This window comes from Tamaricihabitans halophyticus (assembly GCF_004340875.1).
Classification (GTDB): domain Bacteria; phylum Actinomycetota; class Actinomycetes; order Mycobacteriales; family Pseudonocardiaceae; genus Tamaricihabitans; species Tamaricihabitans halophyticus.
The window spans coordinates 207,085-230,504 of the sequence record NZ_SLXQ01000006.1 but is presented as its reverse complement, the minus strand read 5'-3'; the positions used below and the strand labels follow the sequence as shown (position 1 = coordinate 230,504).

Sequence of the window (23,420 nt, the reverse complement as noted above, 5' to 3'; positions counted from 1 at the left end):
AGCGGGGTGCGCATGGCGGTATCTGACAGGCGGCGCGGTCGTCACTAGCGACGCGCCGTAGTTCTCGCACGTTTCACGCCGGTTGTTCCCGGCACCCCGCTTCGCGTGAGTCATGTCTATTCGCGACAGTGGAGTGCTTCCCTTGGCTGAATCCGTTTCCACCTCGCGGTCCACCGTGTTACTGGTGACCGCGGGCGTGCTCTGGGGCACTGGCGGCCTTGCCGGTGCCATGCTCAGTGATCGCGCGGCGCTTGATCCGCTCGCGGTCGCCGCTTATCGACTGCTGCTCGGCGGCGGGCTGGCGACGATCGGGTGTGCCGTGCTCGGCGGTTTTCGATATTGCTGGAATGTGGCGGCCGTGCTGCGAGTGCTCGCCGTCGGCGCGCTGCTCGCGGTCTTTCAGGTCGCCTACTATCTCGCCGTCGCCGCGCTTTCGGTGAGTCTGGCTACGCTGCTCACGATTGGCAGCGTGCCGGTTCTCGTCGCATTCGCCTCGGCGATAGCCGATCGCGCATGGCCGACCAGCAGGGTGCGGCTTGCCGTCGGTGTCGCGCTCACCGGGTTGGTGCTGCTGTGCGGAGCCGGTGGTACCGACCCGACTTCGCCGCAAACCGGTCTTGGCGTGGTACTCACGCTGTGTTCCGGGGCTGGCTTCGCCAGTATGATCTTGCTGACCCGGCAGCCAGTGCCCGGGTTACCGGCGAGCACGGTGACCACCGCCGGCTTGCTGACCGGCGGCCTGTTGCTGTTGCCCATAGCCCTGCCGGTAGGGATGGCGATCCCGATGACCTGGCCGGTGCTGGGGATCGCGGGATTTCTGGCCGCGGTGCCCACCGCCATCGCCTACGGCGCCTACTTCACCGGTTCGCGGGGCGCCACACCGATTGCTTCCGCGCTGGCCGTGCTACTCGAACCGCTCACCGCCGCAGTACTCGCGGTCGTGCTGCTTGGGGAGCGGCTGACCGTCGGCGGGATTGTTGGTGCGGCGTTGCTGATCCTCGCGCTGCTGTTGAACAACCTCGCCAACCGAGCAGGGACCGGCCGATAGTGTGGGGTGGTGACTTGGCACGAACAGTCCTGGCGAGACGGCACGCGCTGCGTGCACGCGGGCGAAACCACCGAGGTGGGCGCGCCGTTGCTGGCCGGGCCGACCTTTGCCGCGCCTTACCGGCTCGATGGGACGCGGGAGCACGATTATTACTACGGCCGGCCGGACAATCCGACGTGGCGCGCGTTGGAATCCGCGCTTGGTGAGCTTGATGGCGGCCATTGCGTGCTGTTCTCCTCCGGCATGGCCGCTATCAGCACCATGTTGCGCGCGGTGCTCGGCCATGGCGATGTCTTGGTGCTGCCCGAGGACGGGTATTACCTGGTGCGTGGGTACGTGCGTACCGAGTTGGCCGGTCTGGACCTCGATGTCCGCGAGGTGCCCACCGCGGGCTCCTGGGCGTCGGCGATACGCGGGGCTCGACTGGTACTGCTGGAAACCCCGTCGAACCCCGGGCTCGACGTCTGCGATATCGCGGCGCTGAGTGAGCTGGCGCACGCCGAGGGCGCGTTGCTGGCCGTGGACAACACCACCGCGAGCCCGCTTGGCCAGCGGCCGCTGCGGCTCGACGCCGATCTGGTGGTGACCAGTGATACCAAGGCGGTCGCCGGACACAGTGACCTGATCCTCGGGCATGTGTCCACACGCGACGTGGAGCTGGCCGGGCTGCTGCGGGAGCGGCGCACCAGCGGTGGGGCGATCCCCGGCGCGTTCGAGGCCTGGCTTGCCCATCGCGGCCTTGGCACCCTGGATATGCGGCTGCGCCAGCAGGCCGAGAACGCGGCCGCGCTGTACGCGGTACTCCGCGAGCATCCCTCGGTGTGCGGGCTGCGCTGGCCGGGCGCGCCGGAGGATCCGGCATATCCGCTCGCCGCCAAGCAGATGCGGCGCTTCGGTGGCGTGCTCAGCTTCGAGCTGCCGTCCGCTCCGGCCGTGGCCAAGGTACTGGCTACCAGCGAGCTGTTCACGGATGCGACCAGCTTCGGTGGTCTGCACAGCACATTGGACCGGCGGGCGCGCTGGGGCGACCCGGTTGGGGAAGGTTTCGTCCGGTTGTCGGCTGGCTGTGAGGATCCCGCCGATCTCGTCGAGGATCTGCGCAAGGCACTGGCGTCCACGATGTGAGAACAATTTGACGGTAGTGGTCGGGACCGGCACGCTACTCGGCGTGATGAAGCGTGCGATGAGCCCCAGGCGCGGTCATATTGACCTGCGCCGGGTCGCCAGCGCGCTCTGTATGTGTAGGTGAGTGTTTCGTCCTTGCCCGTTCGGGCTGACCCCACCTGCCTTTCGAAGGAAATCCGTTGTTCGCTGTACCACCCAATACCGTCGCGCTGCCGGCCGCCGATACCGCGCTGCGCCACCCAGTCCGGACCGCGCTCGAGCTCGCCGCCGACCGGCAGCGCTGGGCACATCTGCTCCGCTACGACCCGGAACGGCGCTACTCGGCGCTAATCGAGCGCACCGCGACCCACGAAGCCTGGCTGTTGTCCTGGCTACCCGGCCAGCACACCGACTTACACGAGCACGGCGGCGCGACCGGCGCGTTCACCGTGGTTTCCGGTGTGTTGACGGAGCGGGTGTTCCGTGCCGCCGCTGGCGGCGGCAGCACGGAAAGCATCGAGCTCGGCGTCGGCCAGTCCCGCGTGTTCGGGCTGGACTACCTGCACCAGGTGAGTAACCACGGGCCCGATCCGGCGGTCAGCATTCACGTCTACCGCCCAGAACGCCCAGCCCGCTTCCTTCCCGACCGCGGTCTTTAGAGCCCATATCACAACGACGCGTACCTATTGCGCGTGGCCAGATTGGCGATCTGCGGCGTTGTCGTCGTCGCCCATAGCGCTGCTATGAGCTCCTCCTCCGCCTTGCATCTCATCCAATCTGATCCCCGCTCACGACGGAGAGTCATTATGATACGAGCTCTTAGGGATCTTGCGGTCAGCTCACCGAATGACCGTTGGCCAGCGCGTCCTGGGCGAGCTGGGCCGAGCGCTTCGCCGAGCTCGCGGCGGCCTCCGCCTCGACCGCGCCGCCGGTGTCCAACCCCGCTGAGGTGAGGTTGATCCGCACCAGCGTCGCGGCGCTGCGCGCGGACGCCGCGGCCAGGCTGGCCGCGGTGATGGCATCACCCCTGGCGACCTGGTTGCCGTGCGCGGAAAGCAGCGCGGCGAGCGAGGCCACCTCGGCGGCCAGCTTCGCGATCTTCAACGGCGGTTGCGCGGCCGCGATCAGCGCGTCCCGCACCGCCTGGCTGCATGCCGGCGAATCCTGCGCCAACCGCTGCACGGTGCACACCGCGCGGTAGGAGGCCGAATCGGCACCAGCCAGGTGCACCGCGCGTTCCCTGAGTTCCCGCGCGCTTTCCTCGATCGCCGGGGCGTCATCGAGCTGCCGGGAGATACCCGCGGTCATCCCGACCAGTCCGGCAGCGGCCGCCACGGTTATCGCGCACACGCTCCCGCCCGTCGCGGAAGGCGCGGGCGCGGCGACCTCCGCGAGGTACTCGCGAACCGTGCGATCCATTGTGCTCAACTTAACCCCACCACCTGACCGTGTTCGTCGATGTCGATGCGCTCGGCTGCTGGTGCCGAGCCGAGGCCAGGCATGGTCCGCATATCCCCGCAGATCGGGTACACGAAGCCCGCGCCGACCGAAGCACGTACTTCCCGCACCGGCAACGTCCAGCCGGTCGGGGCGCCGGTGAGTGCGGGATCCGAACTCAGCGACAGATGTGTTTTGGCGATACATACCGGCAGCCTGCCGAATCCGTTCGCCTCGTAATCCGCGATCGCCTTGGCCGCGGCCGGTTGGAAGGAGACCCCGTCCGCGCCGTAGACCTTGGTGGCGATCGTTTCGATCTTGCTGCGCAGATCGGCGGTGTCCGGGTACAGATAGTGGAACTGGTTGGTTTCCTCAGCCGCGGCCACCACCGCTTCGGCCAGATCGAGCGCGCCCTTGCCGCCCTCGGTGAAGTGATTGCTCACCGCCACGCGCGCACCGGCTTCCTCGGCAACCTGCCGGATTGCCGCGTGCTCGCTCGGGTAGTCGGTGGGAAACGCGTTGATCGCCACCACCGGCGTGACCCCGTGCACCTTGATGTTCTCGATCTGCTTGCGCAGGTTCGGTGCGCCGGCGAGCACATCGTCCGGGTTTTCCTCGAGCAGCTCGGGTGGTAGCGGTTTGCCCGCGACCACGCGGTAGCGGCCGGAGTGTGCCTTCAGCGCGCGGACCGTGCCGACGAGCACCGCGGCGTCCGGTGCCATCCCCGAGTTGCGGCATTTGATGTTGAAGAACCGTTCGGCGCCCATATCCGCGCCGAACCCGGCCTCGGTGACCAGATAGTCGGCGCATTTACTGCCGATCTGATCGGCGACGATCGACGAGTTGCCGTGCGCGATATTGCCGAACGGGCCGGCGTGCACCAGAACCGGTGTGTTCTCCGCGGTCTGCATCAGATTCGGCTTGATCGCCTCGCGCAGGATCACCGTCATCGCGCCGGCCGCGTGTAGTTCCTCGGCGGTGACCGGCGTGCCACTCTTGGTGTAGCCGACCACGATGCGGCCGAGCCGGGCGCGCATATCGTGCAGCGAGGTGGACAGCGCGAGCACCGCCATCACCTCGCTGGCCGCGGTGATGTCGAACCCGGCCTGCCGGGGTGAACCGTCCGCCTTAGCACCGAGCCCGCTGACGATATTGCGCAGCTCCCTGTCGTTCACGTCGAGTACCCGCCGCCAGGTGATCCGATGTGGATCGAGCCCGAGCGTGTTGCCCTTGTGCAGGTGGTTATCCACCATGGCGGCGAGCAGGTTGTGCGCCGCGGTCACCGCGTGCATGTCCCCGGTCAGGTGTAGGTTCAGTGCCTCCATTGGCACCACCTGGCTGTACCCGCCGCCCGCGGCGCCACCCTTGATGCCGAAGGTCGGCCCCATGGATGGCTGCCGGATGGCGACCACGGACCGCTTGCCGAGGTGCCGTAGTGCCTGCCCGAGACCGACCGTCGTGGTGGTCTTGCCTTCGCCGAGTGGGGTCGGCGTGATGGCCGAAACCACGACATAGCGCGCGGGTGCCGCGTCCGCGTGCTCGTCGAGCGCGCTCAGCGAGATCTTCGCGACATTGCGCCCGTACGGTTCGAGCAGGTGCGGGCCGATACCGAGTTGACCAGCGATCTCCTCGAGCGGTTTGAGCGTCGTGGATCTGGAGATGTCCAGATCGGACGGCATGCTCATGGCTGTGTCTCCTCCCCGTAGCGTGGCGTCATGCCGGCACCTCATGCAGGCGGGTAGCCAGTTCGGTGCGGAACTGGTCCGTTTTGCGGACCTCGTTGAACGTGAAGAAGTGCCAGCCGGCGATCCCGTACTCCGAGTCGACCAGGTAGGGCGCAAGCTGATAGCAGAGGTCCTCCGGGGTGAACCTGGTGAGCAGCTTGCCGACCACGCCGTGCTGTTTCCGGAGGAACCGCATGGAATCGCCAAGCCCGATCTTCATTGATATCCGTAGTAGCTTCGTGGCATCCACCACGCCGGGGATACCGAGGTGGATGGGTAGTCGCACGCCGCGTGCGCGCACCGACTTCACCCAGTTGGCGATGGTGTGCGGATCGAAGCAGATCTGCGAGGCGATGTAGTCCGCGTAAGGCGCCTTCGCGCTCATCGCGGCGATCGTGGCGCCGTCCGAGATCAGTGCGTGCCGCTCGGGGTAGCCGGTGATCCCGACCCGGTCCGGTTTTCGGCCGAGCTCGGCCAACCCGCGCAGCAGCGCGAGTGAGTCGGCGAACTCCCCCGCTGGCTCGGGGGAGTCGCCGGCGACCACGAACATCTCGGACAGTCCGGTCTCGGCCATCCGATCGAGCAGATCGGTGAGGTGCCGACGGTCCGCGACCAGCCGGGCGGCCACATGAGGCACCGCGGCAAAGCCGCGCTCCCGCAACGCCGCCGCGGTAGCCAGGGTCGCTTCGATGCCCTTGGCCGGCGACGAGGTGACCGTGACCGTGGTGCCGGGTGGCAGGTCCGCGACCTTGTCCAATACGCCACGCAGCGGTAGCACCTCGAACCGAGCGGTGGCCAGGTACTGCTGCAGCTGCTTGGTTTGCGTGTTCATCGGCACGTCACCGCCACCACTACGCGCTCAGCACGCGCTCGAGGCGCTTCGGGGTTTCCTTCTTCGGATCGATGAAGGGCTTTTCCACCACAACCGCGTCCTGCCTGCCGTGCTGGGTTTCCACCACCAGCTCGGTGCCGTAAGCCTCGTAGGCGATCGGCACCATCGCGTAGCCGATGTTGCGCTCCAGCCGTGGCGAGTAACACGCCGAGGTGACCTCGCCGATGCGCAGCCCGTGCGGGTCGTGCACCGGGTAGAAGTCGATCATCGAGCCGTCGTTGAAGGTACCCACGTTCGGCCCACCGATCTCGACACCGACGAGCTTGCGTGTGATCCCGGTGTTCTTGATCCGCTGCAGGGCGGCCTTGCCGACGAAGTCTGCCTCCTGCTCGAGGTCAACCATCCAGGTCGCCTCGAAGCCGTAGCCGACCTCGAACGGGTTGGTGTCGTAGGTGATGTCGTTGCCCCAGGACAGGATGCCCGCCTCGATGCGGCGGATATGGCAGGGCCCGATCACCCGCATATCGTGCGGTTCACCGGCTTCCCAGATCGTGTCCCACAGCCGCACGCCGTCCTTGCTCGCGTTGTGTAGGTAGATCTCGTAGCCGAGTTCCGCGGTGAATCCGGTGCGGGAGATCACCACGTCCATCCCGTCCAGCTGGCGATCAACGGTGTAGTAGTACGGGATGTCGAGAATGGACTCGCCGAACAGGTCGACCATGACCTCGCGCGATTTCGGGCCCTGGATCTGGACCGGGCCCACGTCTGGCTCGCGGATCTGCACATCCATCCCGAGGTTGTACGCGAGCCCCTTGGCCCACAGCAGCACATCGCTGTCCGCGAGGGAAAGCCAGAAGTGGTTCTCGCCGAGCCGAAGCAGCACCGGGTCGTTGATGATCCCACCGTCTTCGGCGGTGACGAACACGTACTTACACTGACCGACCTTGCACTTGTTCAGGTCACGTGGCACCAGCATGTTGGTGAACTCGAAGGCATCCGGGCCGGTGATCTCCACCTGGCGTTCCACTCCGACGTCCCAGAGGGTGACGCCTTCCAGCAGATGCCAGTACTCACCGACTGGATCTCCGTAGTGCCGCGCGTGATACGTGTGGTTGTACACGCTGTACAGCCCGACGCCGTGCCGGCGGGACGCGTAGTAGAAGGGGGACTTGCGGATCCTTGGGTACTGCAACACTCCCGGGTTTGGGTTGACAGCCATGATGTGGCTCCTAACGGGTTTGGGGTGTAGCTGACTAGCCCGTGCCTGTGGAGGACGGGTGGCGATCTTCGGGGTTTGGTTTCGTCGGGCGGGATGCGGATGCACGCCCGACGGCGGTCAGCAGCGCATCCGTTTCATCTCGGGGTCCAGTACGGGGTCGGCGACCACCGTTGCCGGGTGTCGCCGGTCGAAGTAGGCAACGTCAACTCGGGTGCCTTCTTCGGACAGGTCGGTGGGCAGCCAGGCGTAGGCGAGGCTTGCTCCGACGCTGTGGCCATAGCCGGCGCTCGTGGTGAAGCCGACCGTGCCCCCGGGTTCGGCTGTCGAGCAGACCGGCTCCGAACCCATCAACACCGTGCCGTCCTCGATGCGCAGGCAGCGCAACCGTTGCCGGACGGGATGTTCTCTACGGCGCAGCAGTGCGTCCCTGCCGATGAACGTGCCCTTGTCCGGCTTGACGGCAAAACCGAGCCCCGCTTCGTCGGGGTCGTGTGAACTCCACATATCCGCGCCCCATGCGCGGTAACCCTTTTCCAACCGCAGCCCGTTGAAGGCACCGCGGCCGGCGGCGATGACGCCGTGCTCGGCCCCGGCGGTGCGGAGCAGATCCCACAGTCGCAGGCCATACTCCGCCGAGGTGTAGAGCTCCCAGCCGAGTTCGCCCACATAGGAGAGCCGCATCGCGGTAACCGGCACCTCGGCCACGTAGAACTGCTTGACCCGGAAGAACCGGAAGGCCTCCGCGGAGATATCCACACTGGCCAGCGGCGCCAGTACGTCCCGCGCGTGTGGCCCCCACAACCCGATACAGCAGGTGCCGCCGGTGATATCCCTTACCTGGGTGGTCTCGTCCGCGTGCGCGCGCAACCAGGCGATATCCCGCTGGCCGTTGAGTCCAACCTGGAAAGTGTCCCTGCCAAGTCTTGCCACGGTGATGTCCGCGCGGATGCCACCGCTCGGGTCCAGCATCAGAGTGTAGGTCACGTAACCAGGTGCGCGATCCAGGTTGCTGGTGGTCAGCGCCTGCAGTAGCGCGAGCGCGCCCCTGCCGGTGACCTCGGCTCTGGCCAGCGAGGTCATATCGAACAGCGCGCCGCGTTCGCGAGTGCGCTGATGCTCGGCGGCGATGATCGGGGAGAAGTACCTGCTTGCCCACGGCCCCGGTTCGGTGATCTCCCTGCCGGTCACCAGTTCGGCGTTCGCCTCGAACCAGTGCGGGCGCTCCCAACCGTTGGCTTCGAGGAAGAACGCACCCAACTCCTGCTGCCGGAGGTAGAACGGGCTGGTGCGCAGCGGGCGGGCGCGCGCCGAGGGCTGCTGCGGATGGATGATGTCGTAGACCTCGCGGAAGTTCTGCGTTGCCCGCTGGTGCACATAGGACGGGCTGTGCGCGAAGCTCTCGAAACGCCGAACATCCGCGGCCCGCAGGTCCACACTCGGAGCCTCGCCGGTCATCCACTCGGCCAGCGTCAGCCCGACACCGCCGGCATGCGTGATCCATACCGCTTCGCCGAGCCAGAAGTTGTCCAGCTCCCTGCTCGGGCCGAGTACCGGCATCCCGTCCGAAGTGAACAGGAACAGGCCGTTCATACCCTCGGAGATCTCGGCCCGGCGCAACTCGGGAAGCAGTTCGCAGGCCTGAGTCCACGGCGTCGCGAAGTCTTCCGGGGTGAACGGATGGACCGAGGACATCCCCTTCCAGCCGCCGCCCTCGGACGGTGCCTCGGTGCCATCACCGGCCGCGGCTGTCGGCGCGATTTCCTGCTGGCTCACCGGAATGGCGCGGTGCTGATACGAGCCGATGCCAATGCGGTCGTAGATCTGCCGGAAGTACATCGCGCTGTCCTGATGCCGCAGCAGCGGCTGGCGGACCTCGGTCCCCGGGTTGGTCAGCCCGGTGACCGGCGTGGTCACCGCGTACTGGTGGGCAAGTGGCAGCACCGGCACACTCACCCCGGCCAGCCCGCCGATCCGCGGTCCCCAGATTCCCGCGCAGCACAGCACCGTATCCACGGAAACCGAACCGCGACTGGTGTGCACCGTGCGCACCAGGTCACCGGCTACGTCGAAGCCGGTGACCTCGGTGTTGGCGAGGAACCGCACCCCGTGTCGCCGTGCCTCGCGGGCCATTGCCTCTGCCGCGCGCACTGGTTTGGCGATCCCGTCGGTCGGCACGTAGAGCCCGCCGTAGATCCGCTCCTTCGCTACCTGTGGAATGGCCTCGTGTACCCGTTCGGGGTCGAGCAGCTCGGCTTCGACGCCCCAGGAGCTGGCCAGCCCCCGGCGCCTGGCCAGTTCATCCCAGCGTTGCTGGGTGGTCGCGACCTCGATCCCGCCGACCTGGTGGAAGCAGGGCTTGCCGTCCAGGGTTTCCTCGGCGAACCGGCGCACCGTATAGCTGGCCAGTTGGGTGAGCGTCTGCGCCGGGCTGGTCTGGAAGACCAGGCCGGGCGCGTGTGAGCTGGACCCGCCGGTGGCGAACAGCGGGCCCTGTTCGACGACGAGCACGTCGCTGACGCCCCGCTTGGCGAGGTGGTACGCGGTGCTGCATCCGACGATGCCAGCACCGATGATGAGGATTTGCGCTCGAGAGTCCATAGCCGCCGCCCTGTTGCGTCTACGACAACTAACTGCGTATAACGCAACAGTGCGCCTAGGTGGCCGGGTGCGTCAAGTCACTCGCCGGGCGAATTTGAACGTTTTCACGAGTGAACGGACAGTAAACGGCCGGCGAAGCGGGCCCGGTCCCCTTATGTGCATATTGGACGGTCCGGGGCGAGCAACACCACCGATCACTTTCGGCGTATTCCACTGTGCGCCAAGCGGATGAGCGGCCCGTGGTTACTCGCGAGTCACCTTCGTGGGCCGCGTGCGACGGCTCCGCTGCGGCCCCTGGTTTGCGCCGGCACGTTCGGCAATGTCTGGGCGCGCAGCGCGGCCGGTAGGCGTTTGCGGTATGCGGCGAAGCGCTTCGGCATATTCATCGCGAACACCCCGATCAACCGGTTCTGCCGGTGGTAGGTCGCGACGAACCGATGCGCGCTCGGGCTGCCCTCGACGATCGCGACCTTGTCCTTGGGGCGCACGAAGCCGGCGAACTGCATCGTCGAGCCGTACTGCTGGGACCACAGCTGCGGCACGTTCGTGTAATGCTCCACCGTATGGCCGGCGAGCAGGTTACGCACCGCGGTCGGCGGTTGGTTCATCGCGTTCGTCCAGTTGTCGAAGCGCACTCGCTGGCCCCGGTACACGCAGTGGTACCGCGCGACGTCGCCCACCGCGACCACATTGGGCAATCGGGTGACCATGCCGGCATCGGTCAGTACTCCGTCGCGGAGTTTCACGCCAGAACCGCGTAGCCAACCGGTCGTTGGCGTCACTCCGACCGCGACCACCACGGTGTCCGCGGCGAGCACCCGACCGTCGGCGAGCTCAACCCCGGTGACTCGCTCATCGCCGAGCACTCGTCTTGCCGGGGTACCGCAACGGGTACGCACCCCATGGTCCTCATGCAGGTCGAAACACAGTGGGGCGATCTCGATGCCGAAGGTCGGCACCAGCGGCATATGCCGGGTGTCCACCAGGGTCGTCCGTGCCTTGAGTGCCTGGCAGGCGGCCGCGACCTCGCCGCCAACAAGCCCGCCGCCAACGACGACCACCCTGCTGCCCGAGCCGACCTCATCGCGTACCCCGAGCGCATCCTCGAGCTGGTAAAGCAGATGACTGCCGGGGATCTCGGCCGCGCCAGGAATCGTCATCCTGCTTGCCCCGGTCGCGATCACCACGCCATCGGTGCGGATCGACTCGCCGTCCTCGAGGACGACCGAACCGTTGCGGGTGTCCAGCCGTACGGCGTGCTTGCCAAGCCGCCAGTCGACGTCCAGTTCCTTGTCCTCGGTCTGACTGCTCAGCGCGAGCTCGTCGACATCCCATTGCCCGGTGAGGAATTCCTTGGACAGCTGCGGCCGGTCATACGGCCCGTGCCGTTCGTTCCCGACGAGCACCAGACGCCCGTCGAAACCCTGCTCGCGCAGCTCCTGCGCGGATCGCCAGCCAGCCAAGGAGCCGCCGACGATGGTGACCGTTTTCATCGGCTGGCCGACGCAAGCATTGGGCCCACAAGCCGGGACGTCAACAGTACCTCCGTTGCGCAATGGGAAACACGCCTAGCGATGTGCAACAAATGTGGCTTGTTGATCGCAAGAACGTCAAGAGGCTAATGGTTGGTGCCGATATTCGTGTTCGGAACGGATACGGTTCAGGGGTGACTAACGAAGCGGATGCGCGTGGTAGGAGCGCCGGCGCGCTGGTGCAGTCCGTCGACCGAGCGGTGACCATCCTGGAGCTGCTTGCTCGCAATGGCGAAACCGGGATCACCGAAATCGCTGGTGAGCTCGGTGTGCACAAGTCGACCGCGTCGCGGTTAGTCAGCGTGCTCGAAGCACGCGGCCTGGTGGAACAGCTGGGTGAGCGCGGCAAGTACGCGATCGGCTTCGGCATCGTACGTCTGGCCGGCGCGGCCACCGAGCGAATGGACCTGCCCAGGTTGGGCAGGCCGTTCTGTGAATCGCTAGCGGCCGAACTCGGCGAAACCGTGAACATCGCCATTCGAGACTACGACGTCGCCATCAATATCAGCCAGAGCCGCGGCACGGCGTCGGTGACCACGCACAACTGGGTCGGCCAGCGAACCCCCCTGCACGCCACGTCCAGCGGCAAGGTGCTGCTGGCCCACGCGCCGCCTGAGGATCAGGACGAATTACTCGCCGAACCGCTCGAGCGGTACACCACGCGCACCATCACCGAGGCGACCGAGCTACGCGCCATGTTCGACGCGATTGTCCGGGATGCCTACGCGACCAGCTACGAGGAGCTGGAGCTCGGGCTCAACGCCGCGGCCGTGGCGGTACATGATCAAGATGGCGCGGTGATCGCCGCGTTGAGCGCGTCCGGACCCTCGTACCGGTTCTCCCGTAAACGAGTGCGCGAGGTGATCGGCGCGATGTCGGTCGCGGCCAAGGAACTGTCCGCGCAACTCGGTTACTGGGACAACTAGAACGACAGCGAGTTTCATGCCTCCGGTACGGGCGCGTAGGGCTGGCTAGCCCGGCCAAGCACGTGTTCCGGAATCGCGACGCCGTCCGGAAGCAGGGTGCAGGGCCGTGGATCGCCCCATTGCGCGTGCAGCGGCAGCACGCCAGCCCACCGATCGCCGGCTTCGACGTCCTCGTCGTCGTCGACCGGCGGGCCGTTGCGGATCTTGACCGCGGCTTCGGTCAGATCGAGCGCGAGCACCGTCGTCTTCGCGAGCTCCTGTTTGGTGGGTTCCCGCGAGTAGTCCCAGCTGCCGGGGGCCAGATGCTCGCTGACGACCCGCAGGGCGTGCAGTTTGTCGTCGCGCTCGTTGACTACCTCGGGGACCCCGTGAATCACCGCGGACCGGTAGTTGACCGAGTAGTGGAATACCGCACGGGCGTAGACAAGCCCGTCCAGCAAGGTAACTGTGACGCAGATCTCTTCGCGTTGCCCCGCGGTTCGCAGGCTGAACGCGCCCGAGGAGCCATGCAGGAAGAGCGTGTCCCCATCGCGGCCGTAGCCGGTTGGCAGTACGACCGGCGCGTTCTCCCGCAGGAAACCGAGATGGCAGACCAGTCCGGCATCCAGTACCGCGTGCAGCGCGGCTCGATCGGTGACGGCCCGCTTCTTGGCTCGCTGGATGGTGCTTCGAGAGGTGGGAGATAGCGTCATACCGTGATCGTCGCCGTCGAAGTGGCATCATTTAAGTGCCACTGCACGACGATTTTGGGATGGCCACTTTGTCTCGGGACAGCGTCACAGCCCTGCCCATGCAGCTGCGGAGGGAATCCTCGACGCCGCTTGCCGCGCAGCTCGCGGATGCCCTGCGGTCCGCGGCGGTCTCCGGCCAGCTGCGGGTCGGCGACCGGCTGCCGTCGACAAGGGCGCTCGCCGCCCGACTCGAGGTGAGCCGCACGGTGGCTGCCGCGGCGTATGAGCAGTTGCATGCCGAAGGTTGGATAGCCGGCCAGCACGGCTCGGGGACCTACGTAACGACGGTTCCGGCTGCCGCGGCCAGCGCCGAGCAGCCCAGATACCCGAGCCGACCGGAGGGCATGCGGCTGGACCTGGTGCCAGGTACGCCATGGGCGGACGGCCTTGACCGGGCGGCATGGCGCCGCGCCTGGCGGACCGCATCCGATGTCGATCCGCTGTTGCGACCGCAACGCAGCGGTCTTGCCGAGTTCCGCACCACCGTTGCCGAACACCTGCTGCGCCACCGTGGACTGGTCGCCGAGGCCGGCTCGGTGCTCGCTACCTCGGGGACCAGCTCGGCCGCGGGTGAGCTGGCGGCGGCCGGTGTGTTCGGCGCGGATGCCACCATCGCCGTCGAGGAGCCCGGTTACCAGCGAGCCGTGCAGGCCTTCCGGTCCTGCGGGCTCCGGGTGGTGCCCGTGCCGGTGGACTCCGGCGGGCTCATTCCGGAAGCGGTGCCGGCGGGAGTGCGGGCGGTCTACTGCTCGCCGGCGCATCAGTACCCACTTGGCGGGCGGATGGTCGCCGCGCGCCGCGTCGCGCTCGTCGAGCGGGCCCGAGCAGAGGGCCTGCTGGTGATCGAGGACGACTACGACGGCGAGTTGCGCTACGACGTTGCCCCGCTGCCGCTGCTGGCCGCGCTCGCCCCGGATGTCGTCGTACACCTGGGAACGACGAGCAAGATCCTGACGCCCACGCTCGGCGTCGGCTGGATGGTCGCGCCGCAGCCGGTGGCCGCGCAGCTGCTCGCCTACCGGGAACAGACCGGGATCAACCCCGCGGCGGCAGGGCAGCGCGTGCTCGTCGAGCTCGCCCGCAACGGGGACCTCGCTCGGCATCTGCGCCGGCTGCGCAGGGAACTGGCGGCGCGCAGGGCGATGGTGGTGGACTACCTCACCGCGAAGGGTCTTACGGTGCGCGGCGATGACGCGGGCGCGCATATCGTGGTGCCGCTGCCCTCTCCAGGGGCCGAACGCGCGGTGCTCGATGCCGCGGCGGAGCAGGGCATCTGGCTGGACGGGCTGCGCCGGCACTACGCGGCCGAGCCCAGCGAGTACGGGGTCGCGCTCGGCTATTCCAATTGCTCGCGGGAGACGTTGCGGGCCGCGTTGCCGGAGCTGGTCGGCATCCTCAGCGAAGGCTCGGCGCCCTGCGGGTAGGGTCCTGCGCTATGAGCGCACGGAAGATTCGGGTTGCCGTGGTATTCGGCGGCCGAAGCACCGAGCACGCGGTGTCCTGTGTATCGGCTGGCAGCGTGCTCGCGCATCTGGACAGGGATCGGTTCGAGGTCGTACCGGTCGGCATCACCCCGCAGGGCGGCTGGGTGCTTGGCAAGGACGACCCGAAGGCGCTCGAGGTTTCCGGGCGGCGGATGCCTTCGGTGACCGATGGTCGGAGTCTGGTGCTCGCGGGAGATCCGACGAGCAACGACCTCGTCTCCCTCGAGCGGGGCAAGGAAAGCGAAGTCTTGTCCGAAGTGGACGTCGTCTTTCCCGTACTACACGGTGCTTATGGCGAGGACGGCACCATCCAGGGGCTACTCGAGCTCGCCGAGATCCCGTACGCGGGGCCCGGTGTGCTTTCCAGCGCGGTGGCGATGGACAAGGAGTACGCCAAGAAACTGCTTGCCGCCGAAGGGCTCGCGGTCGGCCCCTACGCGGTACTGCGCAGGGATATGCCGACACTGGCTCAGGCTGAGCGGGACCGGCTCGGCCTGCCGGTCTTCGTCAAACCTGCCCGCGCCGGATCCTCGATCGGGATCAGCAAGGTGACCGACTGGGCCGAGCTGGACGCGGCGATCGAGCTGGCAAGGCGGACCGACCCCAAGGTGATCATCGAGGCTGGCGTAGCCGGCAGGGAGATCGAATGCGGGGTGCTCGAGTTCCCGGACGGCAGGGTGGAGGCTTCGGTAGCCGCGGAAATCCGGGTGGTAGCAGGGGAGTCCGATTGGTACGACTTCGACGCCAAGTACCTGGACTCGGACGAGATGTGTGAGTTCGACGTCCCTGCCAAACTGGATGACGACGTCAGTGCACAGCTGCGCGAGATGGCCGTGCGGTCGTTCCGCGCGTTGGACTGCCAGGGCTTGGCGAGGGTGGATTTCTTCGTCGGCGCGGATGGCGAGCTGATCGTCAACGAGGTCAACACGATGCCCGGCTTCACGCATATCTCGATGTATCCGAAGATGTGGCAAGCCACCGGTATCGAGTACCCGGAACTGCTCTCGGTGCTGATCGATACCGCGCTGGCACGGGGTACCGGGCTGCGCTGACGGCGTACCGGCCTCAGTCGAAGCTGATGTCCACCCGCTCGAGGGTGTTGTCGATCTGTTCGGAGACCGTCTGCAGTGGACCGGTGCCGGAATCGCTTGGCGTGCTGAGTGCGATGTAGACCTTGCGGTCCACCGCGTACCAGGTGGCTGATCCGGGCTGCTCGGCGACGAGCCACTGCACCCCGGACACTTCGCGTAGCGGAGAGGTGCGGGTGAGCTCGCCTGGCCGCTGGACACCGCAGCGGGCGATCAGCGGTTCGTGGTCAGTCGAACCCCACGCTCTGGTCGCCGGCGGCTGCGGCTCGGCGATGCGCAGGCTGCGCAGTTGCTCGCCGGACGAGGTCAGTTGCCTTGGCAGCTCATCGAGTAGGGCCTCGCATTCCGGGGTTTCCGCGTCCGGGGTCGGCACGGACGGGATGGCCAGCGGTTCGGTGGAGCCGTTCTGCTCGGCTGGTTCGGTCGGCTCGTCCGAGCCGAACAGCAGGCCGAGCGTGGCTACGCCGGCAGCGAGCAGGCCGCAGAGGGCGACCGCGACGATGATCACCGGACGGGGCAGTCCGCCATTTTCTTCGGCCACGGTGTCAGACTAGGCGTGTCCGAATCGGTGGCCGGCGCCCCTACCGCATTCCTTAAAGATATTGCGGTTCGCGGGTCTAGAGGTTGACTACCGGGCAGGTGAGCGTTCGGGTGATACCGGTGACGTTCTGCACCCTGGCTACCACGAGCTGACCGAGCTGGTCGACGTTATCGGCTTCGGCGCGCACGATCACGTCGTACGGACCGGTGACGTCCTCGGCGGTGGTGACCCCGGGTATCCCGGCGATCTCCGCGGCCACCGCGGCCGCCTGACCGACTTCGGTCTGAATCAGGATGTATGCGTGGACCACGTCGTGCCCTTTCGTCCGGACTGCCCGTAAAGACGGTACTGATTGCGGTTAGCAAATCGTGCTGATGTCCGTTTGTCGACCGTAGTTGCCAACCTACCCCACGTAGAGTCAGTTATGGCGGTGTCGCGACCGGGTAAGGGAGGGGATCAAGTGCCGAGTAAGCCGGCGCCCACGGACGACGAAGCGGACCCGAGGACGGTCGCTGAGCTCAGCGAGTTCGCACTGATCGACGAGCTCACCAAGGGCCGTGGCCAGGGCGCGGGGGTGTTGCTCGGTCCGGGGGATGACGCTGCCCTGCTCACGGCCGCTGACGGCAGGGTGGTCGCGAGCACCGATGTGCTCGTGGAGAGCGTGCACTTCCGCTTCGACTGGTCCACTCCGGAACAGGTGGGGCGCAAGGCCGCCGCGGTGAACCTCGCCGATCTGGCCGCGATGGGCGCGCGGCCGACCGCGCTGTTGCTCGGTATTGGTTGCCCGGCAACCACCAGAGTGGCGGTGTTGCGCGAACTCACCGCCGGGCTGTGGCGCGAAGCGCAGCTGGTCGGTGCCGGCCTGGCCGGTGGGGATGTCGTGACGGCGGGCCAGCTGGTGATCACGGTGACCGCGCTCGGTGATCTCGGCGGTCATGCGCCGGTCACCCGAACCGGGGCCCGGCCGGGCGATGTCCTCGCCGTGTGCGGACGGCTCGGCTGGGCGGCCGCTGGGCTCGCGGTGCTCGGGCGCGGTTTCCGGTCCCCTGTGGCCGTGGTCAACGCGCAGCGCTGGCCGGAGCCGCCGTACGGCGCTGGTCCGCGGGCCGCGGAGCAGGGCGCCACCTCGATGATCGACGTCTCGGATGGACTGCTCGCCGATCTCGGGCATCTGGCCTCGGCTTCGGGGGTGTCGATCGACGTGCAGACCGCGCGCGTGGTGATACCGCAGCGACTTGCCGAAGTCGGCTCGGCCCTCGGCGCGGACCCGATGCGCTGGATCCTGACCGGCGGCGAGGATCACTGCCTTGCCGCGACTTTCCCGGAACCGAGCGCTGTTCCGGAGGACTGGACGCTGATCGGTTCGGTCGGAAGGGGCGCTGGGGTAACCGTCGATGGTGAGGCCTACGCCGGTCCCGGTGGCTGGGAACACTGGCGCTGACTCCGGCGGGCACGGCAGCCAGTCAAGATCGCTTGCGCGAGAATGCCTCGGCGAACCCCGATCGAGGAGGCTGTTGATGGCGATCTACGCGCTTGGTGACCTGCAACCGCAAATCCACCCAGAGGCCTACGTGCACCCGGACGCGACGGTGATCGGCGATGTTCGGCTCGGCGCGCACGCCTCGGTGTGGCCGCAGGCGGTACTGCGCGGCGATCGCGGGTACATCGAGATCGGCGAACGCAGCAACGTGCAGGACGGCAGCGTGCTGCACTGCACGCGGGAGACGCCGACGATCCTCGGCGCGGGAAGCGCGATCGGACACAGCGTGCACGTCGAGGGCGCGCGGATCGGTAGCGGTTGCCTGATCGCCTCCGGCTCGGTCGTGTTGAACGGGTCCGTCATCGAGGATGGCGCGATGGTTGGCGCGGGCGCCGTTGTTTCCTATCGCGGCTACGTGCCCGCCGGTCAGCTCGCGCTCGGGGTGCCGGCGAAATGCCGGGACAACACCTCGTTCGGTCCGGAGGCGGTGCAGCGGGTGGTGGACAACTATGTGCGCAACGCCGCGCATTTCCGCGCCGAGCTGCGTCGGCTTGACTGACGGGCCGGCTCGGCCGGGGGCCGGCGGGCGCTAGACTGCCGCCCCGTGGCAGCACGTCCCTTGCATGAGGTTGTTGAAGCTGGCTGGGCGCGGGCCTTGGAGCCGGTGGCCGATCGGATCGCGGCGATGGGCGAGTTCCTGCGCGCCGAGATCGCCGAGGGGCGCAGTTATCTGCCGGCCGGTGAGCATGTGCTCCGCGCGTTCAATCAGCCGTTCGACCAGGTGCGCGTGTTGATCGTGGGGCAGGATCCGTATCCGACGCCTGGTCACGCGATCGGGTTGTGTTTCTCGGTGGCCGCCGACGTATCGCCGTTGCCGAAGAGCTTGATCAACATCTACGCCGAGTACGGCACGGATCTTGGGCATCCGGCGCCGTCGAACGGGGACCTGTCGGCCTGGACGGACAATGGTGTGCTGCTGTTGAACAGGGCGCTGACCGTCCGGCCGCATAAGCCGAACTCGCACCAGGGCAAGGGCTGGGAAGAGGTTACCGAACAGGCGATCAAGGCGCTTGCCGCTCGCGATGCGCCGTTGGTGGCCATTCTCTGGGGCCGCAACGCCCGTAACCTCAAACCGCTGCTCGGCAATGTGCCGTGTGTCGAGTCCCCGCATCCCAGCCCGCTGTCCGCGCATAACGGGTTCTTCGGTTCCCGGCCGTTCAGCAGGGCGAACGAGCTGCTGGTCAAGCAGGGTGCGGAACCGATCGACTGGAAGCTCCCTTAACACCCCCGGTCACCGCAAGCTGATTAGCCAGTGACCGCGTTCTTGAGGGTCAGCGCGGGTATTTGGGCAAACAAAAACGGCCCGGCGCGATGGCCAGGCCGTTTCGGTAGGTCATGCGGGATCAGCCGCGGACGACTTTGCCGCCCTTGATGCACGAGGTGCACACGTTCATCCGCTTGCGCTGCGAAAGACCGATCTTCGCGTGCACAGTCTGGATGTTCGGGTTCCACCGACGGTTGGTTTTCCGGTGCGAGTGCGAGACCGACTTGCCGAAGCCCGGCCCCTTGCCGCAGACGTCGCAAACGGCAGCCACGTCGAACACTCCTTCACGGGTTTACAGACAGCCGGCAGCTGCCGGCGAACTCGAAATAGCGTAACCGGTGCCTTCAGCGCCGTCGAAACCGGGTCGCTACGCTCGGCGGACACGGTAACCCAGGCGCGAATCCCCAGCAGGAAATCCTGGGCAAGAAGATGCTGCTCCGGCTTGAAGGGCGCACGGAACGTGGTGTTGCGGCTGTTGGACGCGCGGGCGGTCGGCGAATGGGCGCGCGCCTGCGTCGAGCTGCTCGAGGAGCTGCGGGCGGCGATCGACACGATCAATGTGTACCCGGTCGCGGACGCGGACACCGGTTCGAACCTCGCCCACACCATGCGGTGTGCCGCCGAGCGAGTGCCCGTGGCGCCCGATGGGGCCGGTCATGCCTTCGCCGAACTCGCCAGTGGCGCGGTGAGCGGCGCCAGGGGCAACTCGGGTGTGCTGCTGTCCCAATTGCTCCGGGGTTGCGCTGAGGAGCTCGGTACCGAATCGACCGTGGACGGCCCTCGGCTGGCCGCGGCACTGGATCGGGCCGCGCGGCTGGCCACCGCCGCGGTGGCCGAACCGGTGGCCGGCACGATCCTTTCGGTGCTGCGCGCGGCCGCCGACGCGGTCCGTGCTGAGCAGGAGTTGGTCGGCGTCACCGGCACGGCCGCGGCGGCAGCGGCCGAAGCGCTCGCGCGTACGCCAGGGCAGCTCGCGGTGCTCGCCGACGCCGGGGTGGTGGACGCCGGTGGCAGGGGACTGCTCGCGGTGCTCGACGCGCTGCACGCGGTGGTATCCGGGGAGCCGGCGCCACCGCGTCCCGAGCTTGGCAGCCCGAAGGTCGCCGAGCCCGCACAGCGCATGGCCGTGCCACGGGACTACCAGTACGAGGTGATGTACCTGCTCGACGAGCCGGCAAGCACCGCGCTGGACACCCTGCGCACGGCGCTGACCCGGATCGGCAACTGCGTCACGCTCGCCGGTGATGGCGCGGGAACGCATGCGGTCCACGTGCACTGCGATGACATCGGCGCCGCGATCGAGGCGGGGATCGAAGCGGGCAAGCCACGCCGGATCGAGGTCACGCCACTGCTGGTGCAAGCGGGTACCCCCACGTTCACCAGGGACCGCGCGGTGCTTGTGCTGCTGCGCAGCGAGCAGCTGGCCGAACTGGTCACGGAGGAGGGCGCCGAGGCGTTGCTCGTGGAACCCGAACAGACCGATCCGACTCCCGCCTACCACGCGATCAGGGCTACCAACGCGGCGCATGTGGTGGTGCTCGCGGCGGATGCCGAGCTCAGCGCGATGGCCACCGGTGCGGCACAGCAGGCCGAAGCGCGCGGCCAGGACGTGGTCGTGGTGCCCTGCGCCGCGCCAGCCCAGGCGCTCGCCGCCATGGCCGTGCACGACGCGAGTAGACGGATCAGTGCTGACGTGGTCGCGATGGCCGAAGCGGCGGCGGCAACCAGGTATGGCGAACTGCGGATCGCCGAGGCGGAGGCGCTGACCTGGGTCGGCAGGTGCGCACCAGGCGACGTACTCGGCCTGGTGGACGGTGAGGTTGTGCTGGTCGACGGCGAGCGGGCGCGGGCAGCGGCGGTGCCCGCGGCCGCCTGTGCCGTGGTGGAGCGGATGTTGGCCACCGGCGGGGAACTGGTGACCGTGCTGCTCGGCGCCACCGCCGAACCCGCCGTGGTCGAGGAGCTTTCCGCCTATCTCCGGGATCAGCACCCCGAGGTGGACCTGGCCTGTTACCGGGGAGCGGGCGCGGAGGCGGTACTACTACTCGGCGTGGAATAGCCGCCCACGGCATCGGCCACGAGATGTCGGCGTGGCCGGAGATAATGGCATCGCACTGGTGGCGGTGAGGGAGCGAGATGGCTGGACTGGACGACAAGCTGGAACCACTGGTCGGCGCGAAGTCCGCGCGGCTGCTGGAGAGCTCGCTGAACGTGTCCACGGTTGGCGATCTGCTACGGCATTACCCGCGCCGCTACGCCCAGCGGGGCGAGCTCACCAAGATCGCGGGTTTGGAGATCGGCGAGCATGTCACGGTGCTTGCCGAGGTGCGCGAGGTGAAGCAGCGCGACATGGTGCGCAGGCGGGGCAAGCTGACCGAACTGCAGATCACCGACGGCGAGCGCACGCTGAGCTGCGTGTTCTTCAAGTTCGTCAAGGGGCTGACCCAGCTCACCGTGGGCAAGCAGGCGCTGTTCGCCGGCAAGGTCGGCTACTACCAGAACCGGCTGCAACTGGCGCACCCGGAGTTCATGCTGCTCGAAGACGACGAGGCGGGCGCGAACAGCGCGGAGGATTTCGCCAACGCGCTGATCCCGGTCTACCCGGCGAGCAAGGACGTGCAGTCCTGGTCGGTATGGAACTGCGTGAAGCAGGTACTGCCCGTCTGGGATGGCGCCACCGACCCGCTGCCCGAGGAGCTGCGCACACGGCTCGGGCTGCCGGAGTTTTCCCAGGCACTGCACGAGATTCACCAGCCGGCGGACTGGGCGCAGGTGGAGCACGCCAGGGAAAGGTTGAAATGGGACGAAGCGCTCGCCGTGCAGCTGGTGCTTGCCAGCCGTAAACAGAACACCCAGACCGCGCCCGCGCCGAACTGTCCTGCCAAACCGGATGGCCTGCTGCACGCCTTCGACCAGCGCTTGCCGTTCGAGCTGACCGAGGGGCAACGCGAGGTGGGCGAGACGATCGCGACCGAGCTAGCCGGTTCGCATCCGATGAACCGGCTGTTGCAGGGCGAGGTCGGCAGCGGGAAGACCATGGTCGCCCTGCGCGCCATGCTTCAGGTCGTGGATTCGGGGCGGCAGGCGGCGATGTTGGCGCCGACCGAGGTGCTTGCCGCCCAGCATGCTCGTTCGCTTGCCGAACTGCTTGGCGACTTGGCGATGGCCGGCGAGCTCGGCGGCGCGGAGCAGGCGACCAGGGTCGCGCTGCTGACCGGCTCGCTGAGCGCGGCAAAGCGCAAGCAGGCGATGCTGGACGTGGCCAGCGGCGCGGCCGGGATCGTGGTGGGGACCCATGCGCTGATCCAGGACAAGGTGTCCTTCGCCGATCTGGGTATGGCCGTGGTTGACGAGCAGCACCGGTTTGGCGTGGAACAGCGGGATGCGCTGCGCACCAGAGCCGCCGACGGCGGTAGCCCGCATGTGCTGGTGATGACCGCGACGCCGATCCCGCGCACGGTCGCCATGACGGTGTACGGCGATCTGGAGACCTCCGCGTTGCGGCAGCTGCCGGCGGGCCGCTCGCCGATCTCCACGAGCGTGGTTCCGGCGAGCGAGAAGCCGGCCTGGTTGGACCGGGCCTGGCAGCGGGTACGCGAAGAGGTAGACGCCGGACATCAGGCCTATGTGGTCTGCCCGCGAATCGGGGTGGATGAGGACGCCGCCGACGCCGAGGGCGTGCCGGAGGCGATTGATCAGGAGGAATCAAAGGGCCGCCCGCCGCTCGCGGTGGCCGAGGTCGGACCAATGCTTGCCGAGGGGCCGCTTGCCGGCCTGCGGATCGGCGTGCTGCACGGCCGGCTGCCCACCGAGGAGAAGGATGCCGTGATGCGTGCCTTCGCCGCGGGCGATCTCGATGTTCTGGTCGCGACCACGGTGGTGGAGGTCGGCGTGAACGTGCCGAACGCGACCGCGATGGTGATCATGGACGCGGACCGGTTCGGCGTCAGCCAGCTGCATCAGCTGCGTGGTCGGGTCGGCAGGGGTAACGCGCCCGGGCTCTGTCTACTGGTGACCGAGACGCTGGACGGTACGAGCACCAGGGAGCGGCTGGACGCGGTGGCTTCTACTGTGGACGGATTCGAGCTGGCCCAGCTCGACCTCGAGCTACGCAGGGAAGGCGACATTCTTGGGGCTTCCCAGTCCGGCCGGCGCTCCGGGCTGAAGATGCTGTCGTTGCTGCGCGACGAGGACGTGATTCATCGTGCTCGCACGGAAGCGCAGCGGATTGTGCGTGACGATCCAGGGTTGGCCGCGCACCCTGGGTTGGCCGGACTCGCCGCCCACCTCGCCGACGATGAGCGCGCCGACTTTTTGGAAAAGGTCTAGCTCGGCGCTGGTGTCTACTTCGT

The 23,420-nt window shown here is 67.5% G+C and carries 21 protein-coding genes; 11 read left to right on the top strand and 10 right to left on the bottom strand.

Features of this window, described 5'->3' with window-relative positions:
- Positions 1-142: 142 nt before the first annotated feature.
- The 3 genes from EV191_RS16260 to EV191_RS16250 all read left to right on the top strand — a co-directional run bounded on the left by EV191_RS16260 (position 143) and on the right by EV191_RS16250 (position 2,811).
- Entirely contained in the window at positions 143-1,048 is a 906-nt protein-coding gene (locus EV191_RS16260; protein WP_243658988.1) for a DMT family transporter, read from the top strand.
- Positions 1,049-1,057: 9 nt separating this feature from the next.
- Positions 1,058-2,173, top strand: coding sequence for a cystathionine gamma-lyase (locus EV191_RS16255; RefSeq protein WP_132877896.1), 1,116 nt, complete (start codon positions 1,058-1,060; stop codon positions 2,171-2,173).
- Between the two features lie 179 nt (positions 2,174-2,352).
- The gene (locus tag EV191_RS16250; protein WP_132877895.1) at positions 2,353-2,811 is read left to right on the top strand and encodes a cysteine dioxygenase; all 459 of its coding nucleotides are present in this window, start codon (positions 2,353-2,355) and stop codon (positions 2,809-2,811) included.
- A gap of 175 nt (positions 2,812-2,986) precedes the next feature.
- Here the strand turns inward: EV191_RS16250 and EV191_RS16245 are convergent, their stop codons facing one another.
- The 6 genes from EV191_RS16245 to EV191_RS16220 form a co-directional block, all read right to left on the bottom strand.
- Entirely contained in the window at positions 2,987-3,571 is a 585-nt protein-coding gene (locus EV191_RS16245) for a cyclodeaminase/cyclohydrolase family protein (protein WP_132877894.1), read from the bottom strand.
- Positions 3,572-3,576: 5 nt separating this feature from the next.
- Positions 3,577-5,274: a formate--tetrahydrofolate ligase gene (locus EV191_RS16240; RefSeq protein WP_132877893.1), complete on the bottom strand. Its 1,698-nt coding sequence runs from the start codon at positions 5,272-5,274 to the stop codon at positions 3,577-3,579.
- A gap of 28 nt (positions 5,275-5,302) precedes the next feature.
- Positions 5,303-6,145 carry a methylenetetrahydrofolate reductase gene (locus EV191_RS16235; protein ID WP_243658987.1) on the bottom strand — a complete coding sequence of 281 codons (843 nt, stop codon included), beginning with the start codon at positions 6,143-6,145 and terminating at the stop codon, positions 5,303-5,305.
- A 19-nt stretch (positions 6,146-6,164) separates the two neighbouring features.
- Positions 6,165-7,364 carry a glycine cleavage T C-terminal barrel domain-containing protein gene (locus tag EV191_RS16230; protein WP_132877891.1) on the bottom strand — a complete coding sequence of 400 codons (1,200 nt, stop codon included), beginning with the start codon at positions 7,362-7,364 and terminating at the stop codon, positions 6,165-6,167.
- Positions 7,365-7,481: 117 nt separating this feature from the next.
- Entirely contained in the window at positions 7,482-9,962 is a 2,481-nt protein-coding gene (locus EV191_RS16225; RefSeq protein ID WP_132877890.1) for a GcvT family protein, read from the bottom strand.
- Between the two features lie 254 nt (positions 9,963-10,216).
- Positions 10,217-11,455, bottom strand: a complete 1,239-nt coding sequence (locus EV191_RS16220; protein ID WP_132877889.1) for an NAD(P)/FAD-dependent oxidoreductase — start codon at positions 11,453-11,455, stop codon at positions 10,217-10,219.
- A 218-nt stretch (positions 11,456-11,673) separates the two neighbouring features.
- Here EV191_RS16220 and EV191_RS16215 point away from each other — a divergent pair, with 218 nt between their 5' ends.
- Positions 11,674-12,420: an IclR family transcriptional regulator gene (locus EV191_RS16215; protein ID WP_132877972.1), complete on the top strand. Its 747-nt coding sequence runs from the start codon at positions 11,674-11,676 to the stop codon at positions 12,418-12,420.
- A 14-nt stretch (positions 12,421-12,434) separates the two neighbouring features.
- Here the strand turns inward: EV191_RS16215 and EV191_RS16210 are convergent, their stop codons facing one another.
- Positions 12,435-13,112: a pyridoxamine 5'-phosphate oxidase family protein gene (locus EV191_RS16210; protein WP_132877888.1), complete on the bottom strand. Its 678-nt coding sequence runs from the start codon at positions 13,110-13,112 to the stop codon at positions 12,435-12,437.
- 59 nt (positions 13,113-13,171) lie between these two features.
- Between EV191_RS16210 and pdxR the strand changes: the two genes are divergently transcribed.
- Both pdxR and EV191_RS16200 read left to right on the top strand, forming a co-directional pair.
- Positions 13,172-14,575, top strand: a complete 1,404-nt coding sequence (gene pdxR / locus EV191_RS16205; protein WP_132877887.1) for a MocR-like pyridoxine biosynthesis transcription factor PdxR — start codon at positions 13,172-13,174, stop codon at positions 14,573-14,575.
- Positions 14,576-14,586: 11 nt separating this feature from the next.
- Positions 14,587-15,687, top strand: coding sequence for a D-alanine--D-alanine ligase family protein (locus EV191_RS16200; RefSeq protein WP_132877886.1), 1,101 nt, complete (start codon positions 14,587-14,589; stop codon positions 15,685-15,687).
- Positions 15,688-15,700: 13 nt separating this feature from the next.
- On the opposite strand, the gene EV191_RS16195 is transcribed toward EV191_RS16200, so the two are convergent.
- Together EV191_RS16195 and EV191_RS16190 are read right to left on the bottom strand one after the other, a co-directional pair.
- On the bottom strand, positions 15,701-16,264 hold the full coding sequence (locus tag EV191_RS16195; RefSeq protein ID WP_132877885.1) for a DUF3515 domain-containing protein: 564 nt from the start codon (positions 16,262-16,264) through the stop codon (positions 15,701-15,703).
- A gap of 76 nt (positions 16,265-16,340) precedes the next feature.
- A complete protein-coding gene (locus EV191_RS16190) occupies positions 16,341-16,574 on the bottom strand; it encodes an Lrp/AsnC ligand binding domain-containing protein (protein WP_132877884.1) in 234 nt (77 codons plus the stop codon).
- Positions 16,575-16,724: 150 nt separating this feature from the next.
- Between EV191_RS16190 and EV191_RS16185 the strand changes: the two genes are divergently transcribed.
- From EV191_RS16185 to EV191_RS16175, 3 genes are all read left to right on the top strand, one after another.
- Positions 16,725-17,705, top strand: a complete 981-nt coding sequence (locus EV191_RS16185) for a thiamine-phosphate kinase (RefSeq protein WP_243658986.1) — start codon at positions 16,725-16,727, stop codon at positions 17,703-17,705.
- 76 nt (positions 17,706-17,781) lie between these two features.
- Positions 17,782-18,303, top strand: a complete 522-nt coding sequence (locus EV191_RS16180; RefSeq protein ID WP_132877882.1) for a gamma carbonic anhydrase family protein — start codon at positions 17,782-17,784, stop codon at positions 18,301-18,303.
- Positions 18,304-18,348: 45 nt separating this feature from the next.
- Positions 18,349-19,026 (top strand): uracil-DNA glycosylase, encoded by a 678-nt coding sequence (locus tag EV191_RS16175; protein WP_132877881.1) that lies wholly within the window; start codon positions 18,349-18,351, stop codon positions 19,024-19,026.
- 121 nt (positions 19,027-19,147) lie between these two features.
- Here EV191_RS16175 and rpmB read toward each other — a convergent pair whose 3' ends face one another.
- Positions 19,148-19,339 carry a 50S ribosomal protein L28 gene (gene rpmB / locus EV191_RS16170; protein WP_132877880.1) on the bottom strand — a complete coding sequence of 64 codons (192 nt, stop codon included), beginning with the start codon at positions 19,337-19,339 and terminating at the stop codon, positions 19,148-19,150.
- 171 nt (positions 19,340-19,510) lie between these two features.
- Here rpmB and EV191_RS16165 point away from each other — a divergent pair, with 171 nt between their 5' ends.
- Both EV191_RS16165 and recG read left to right on the top strand, forming a co-directional pair.
- Entirely contained in the window at positions 19,511-21,127 is a 1,617-nt protein-coding gene (locus EV191_RS16165) for a DAK2 domain-containing protein (RefSeq protein ID WP_341539620.1), read from the top strand.
- A gap of 77 nt (positions 21,128-21,204) precedes the next feature.
- Complete coding sequence (gene recG, locus EV191_RS16160; protein WP_132877879.1) at positions 21,205-23,397, top strand: ATP-dependent DNA helicase RecG; 2,193 nt, start codon at positions 21,205-21,207, stop codon at positions 23,395-23,397.
- The last annotated feature ends 23 nt before the right edge of the window (positions 23,398-23,420 follow it).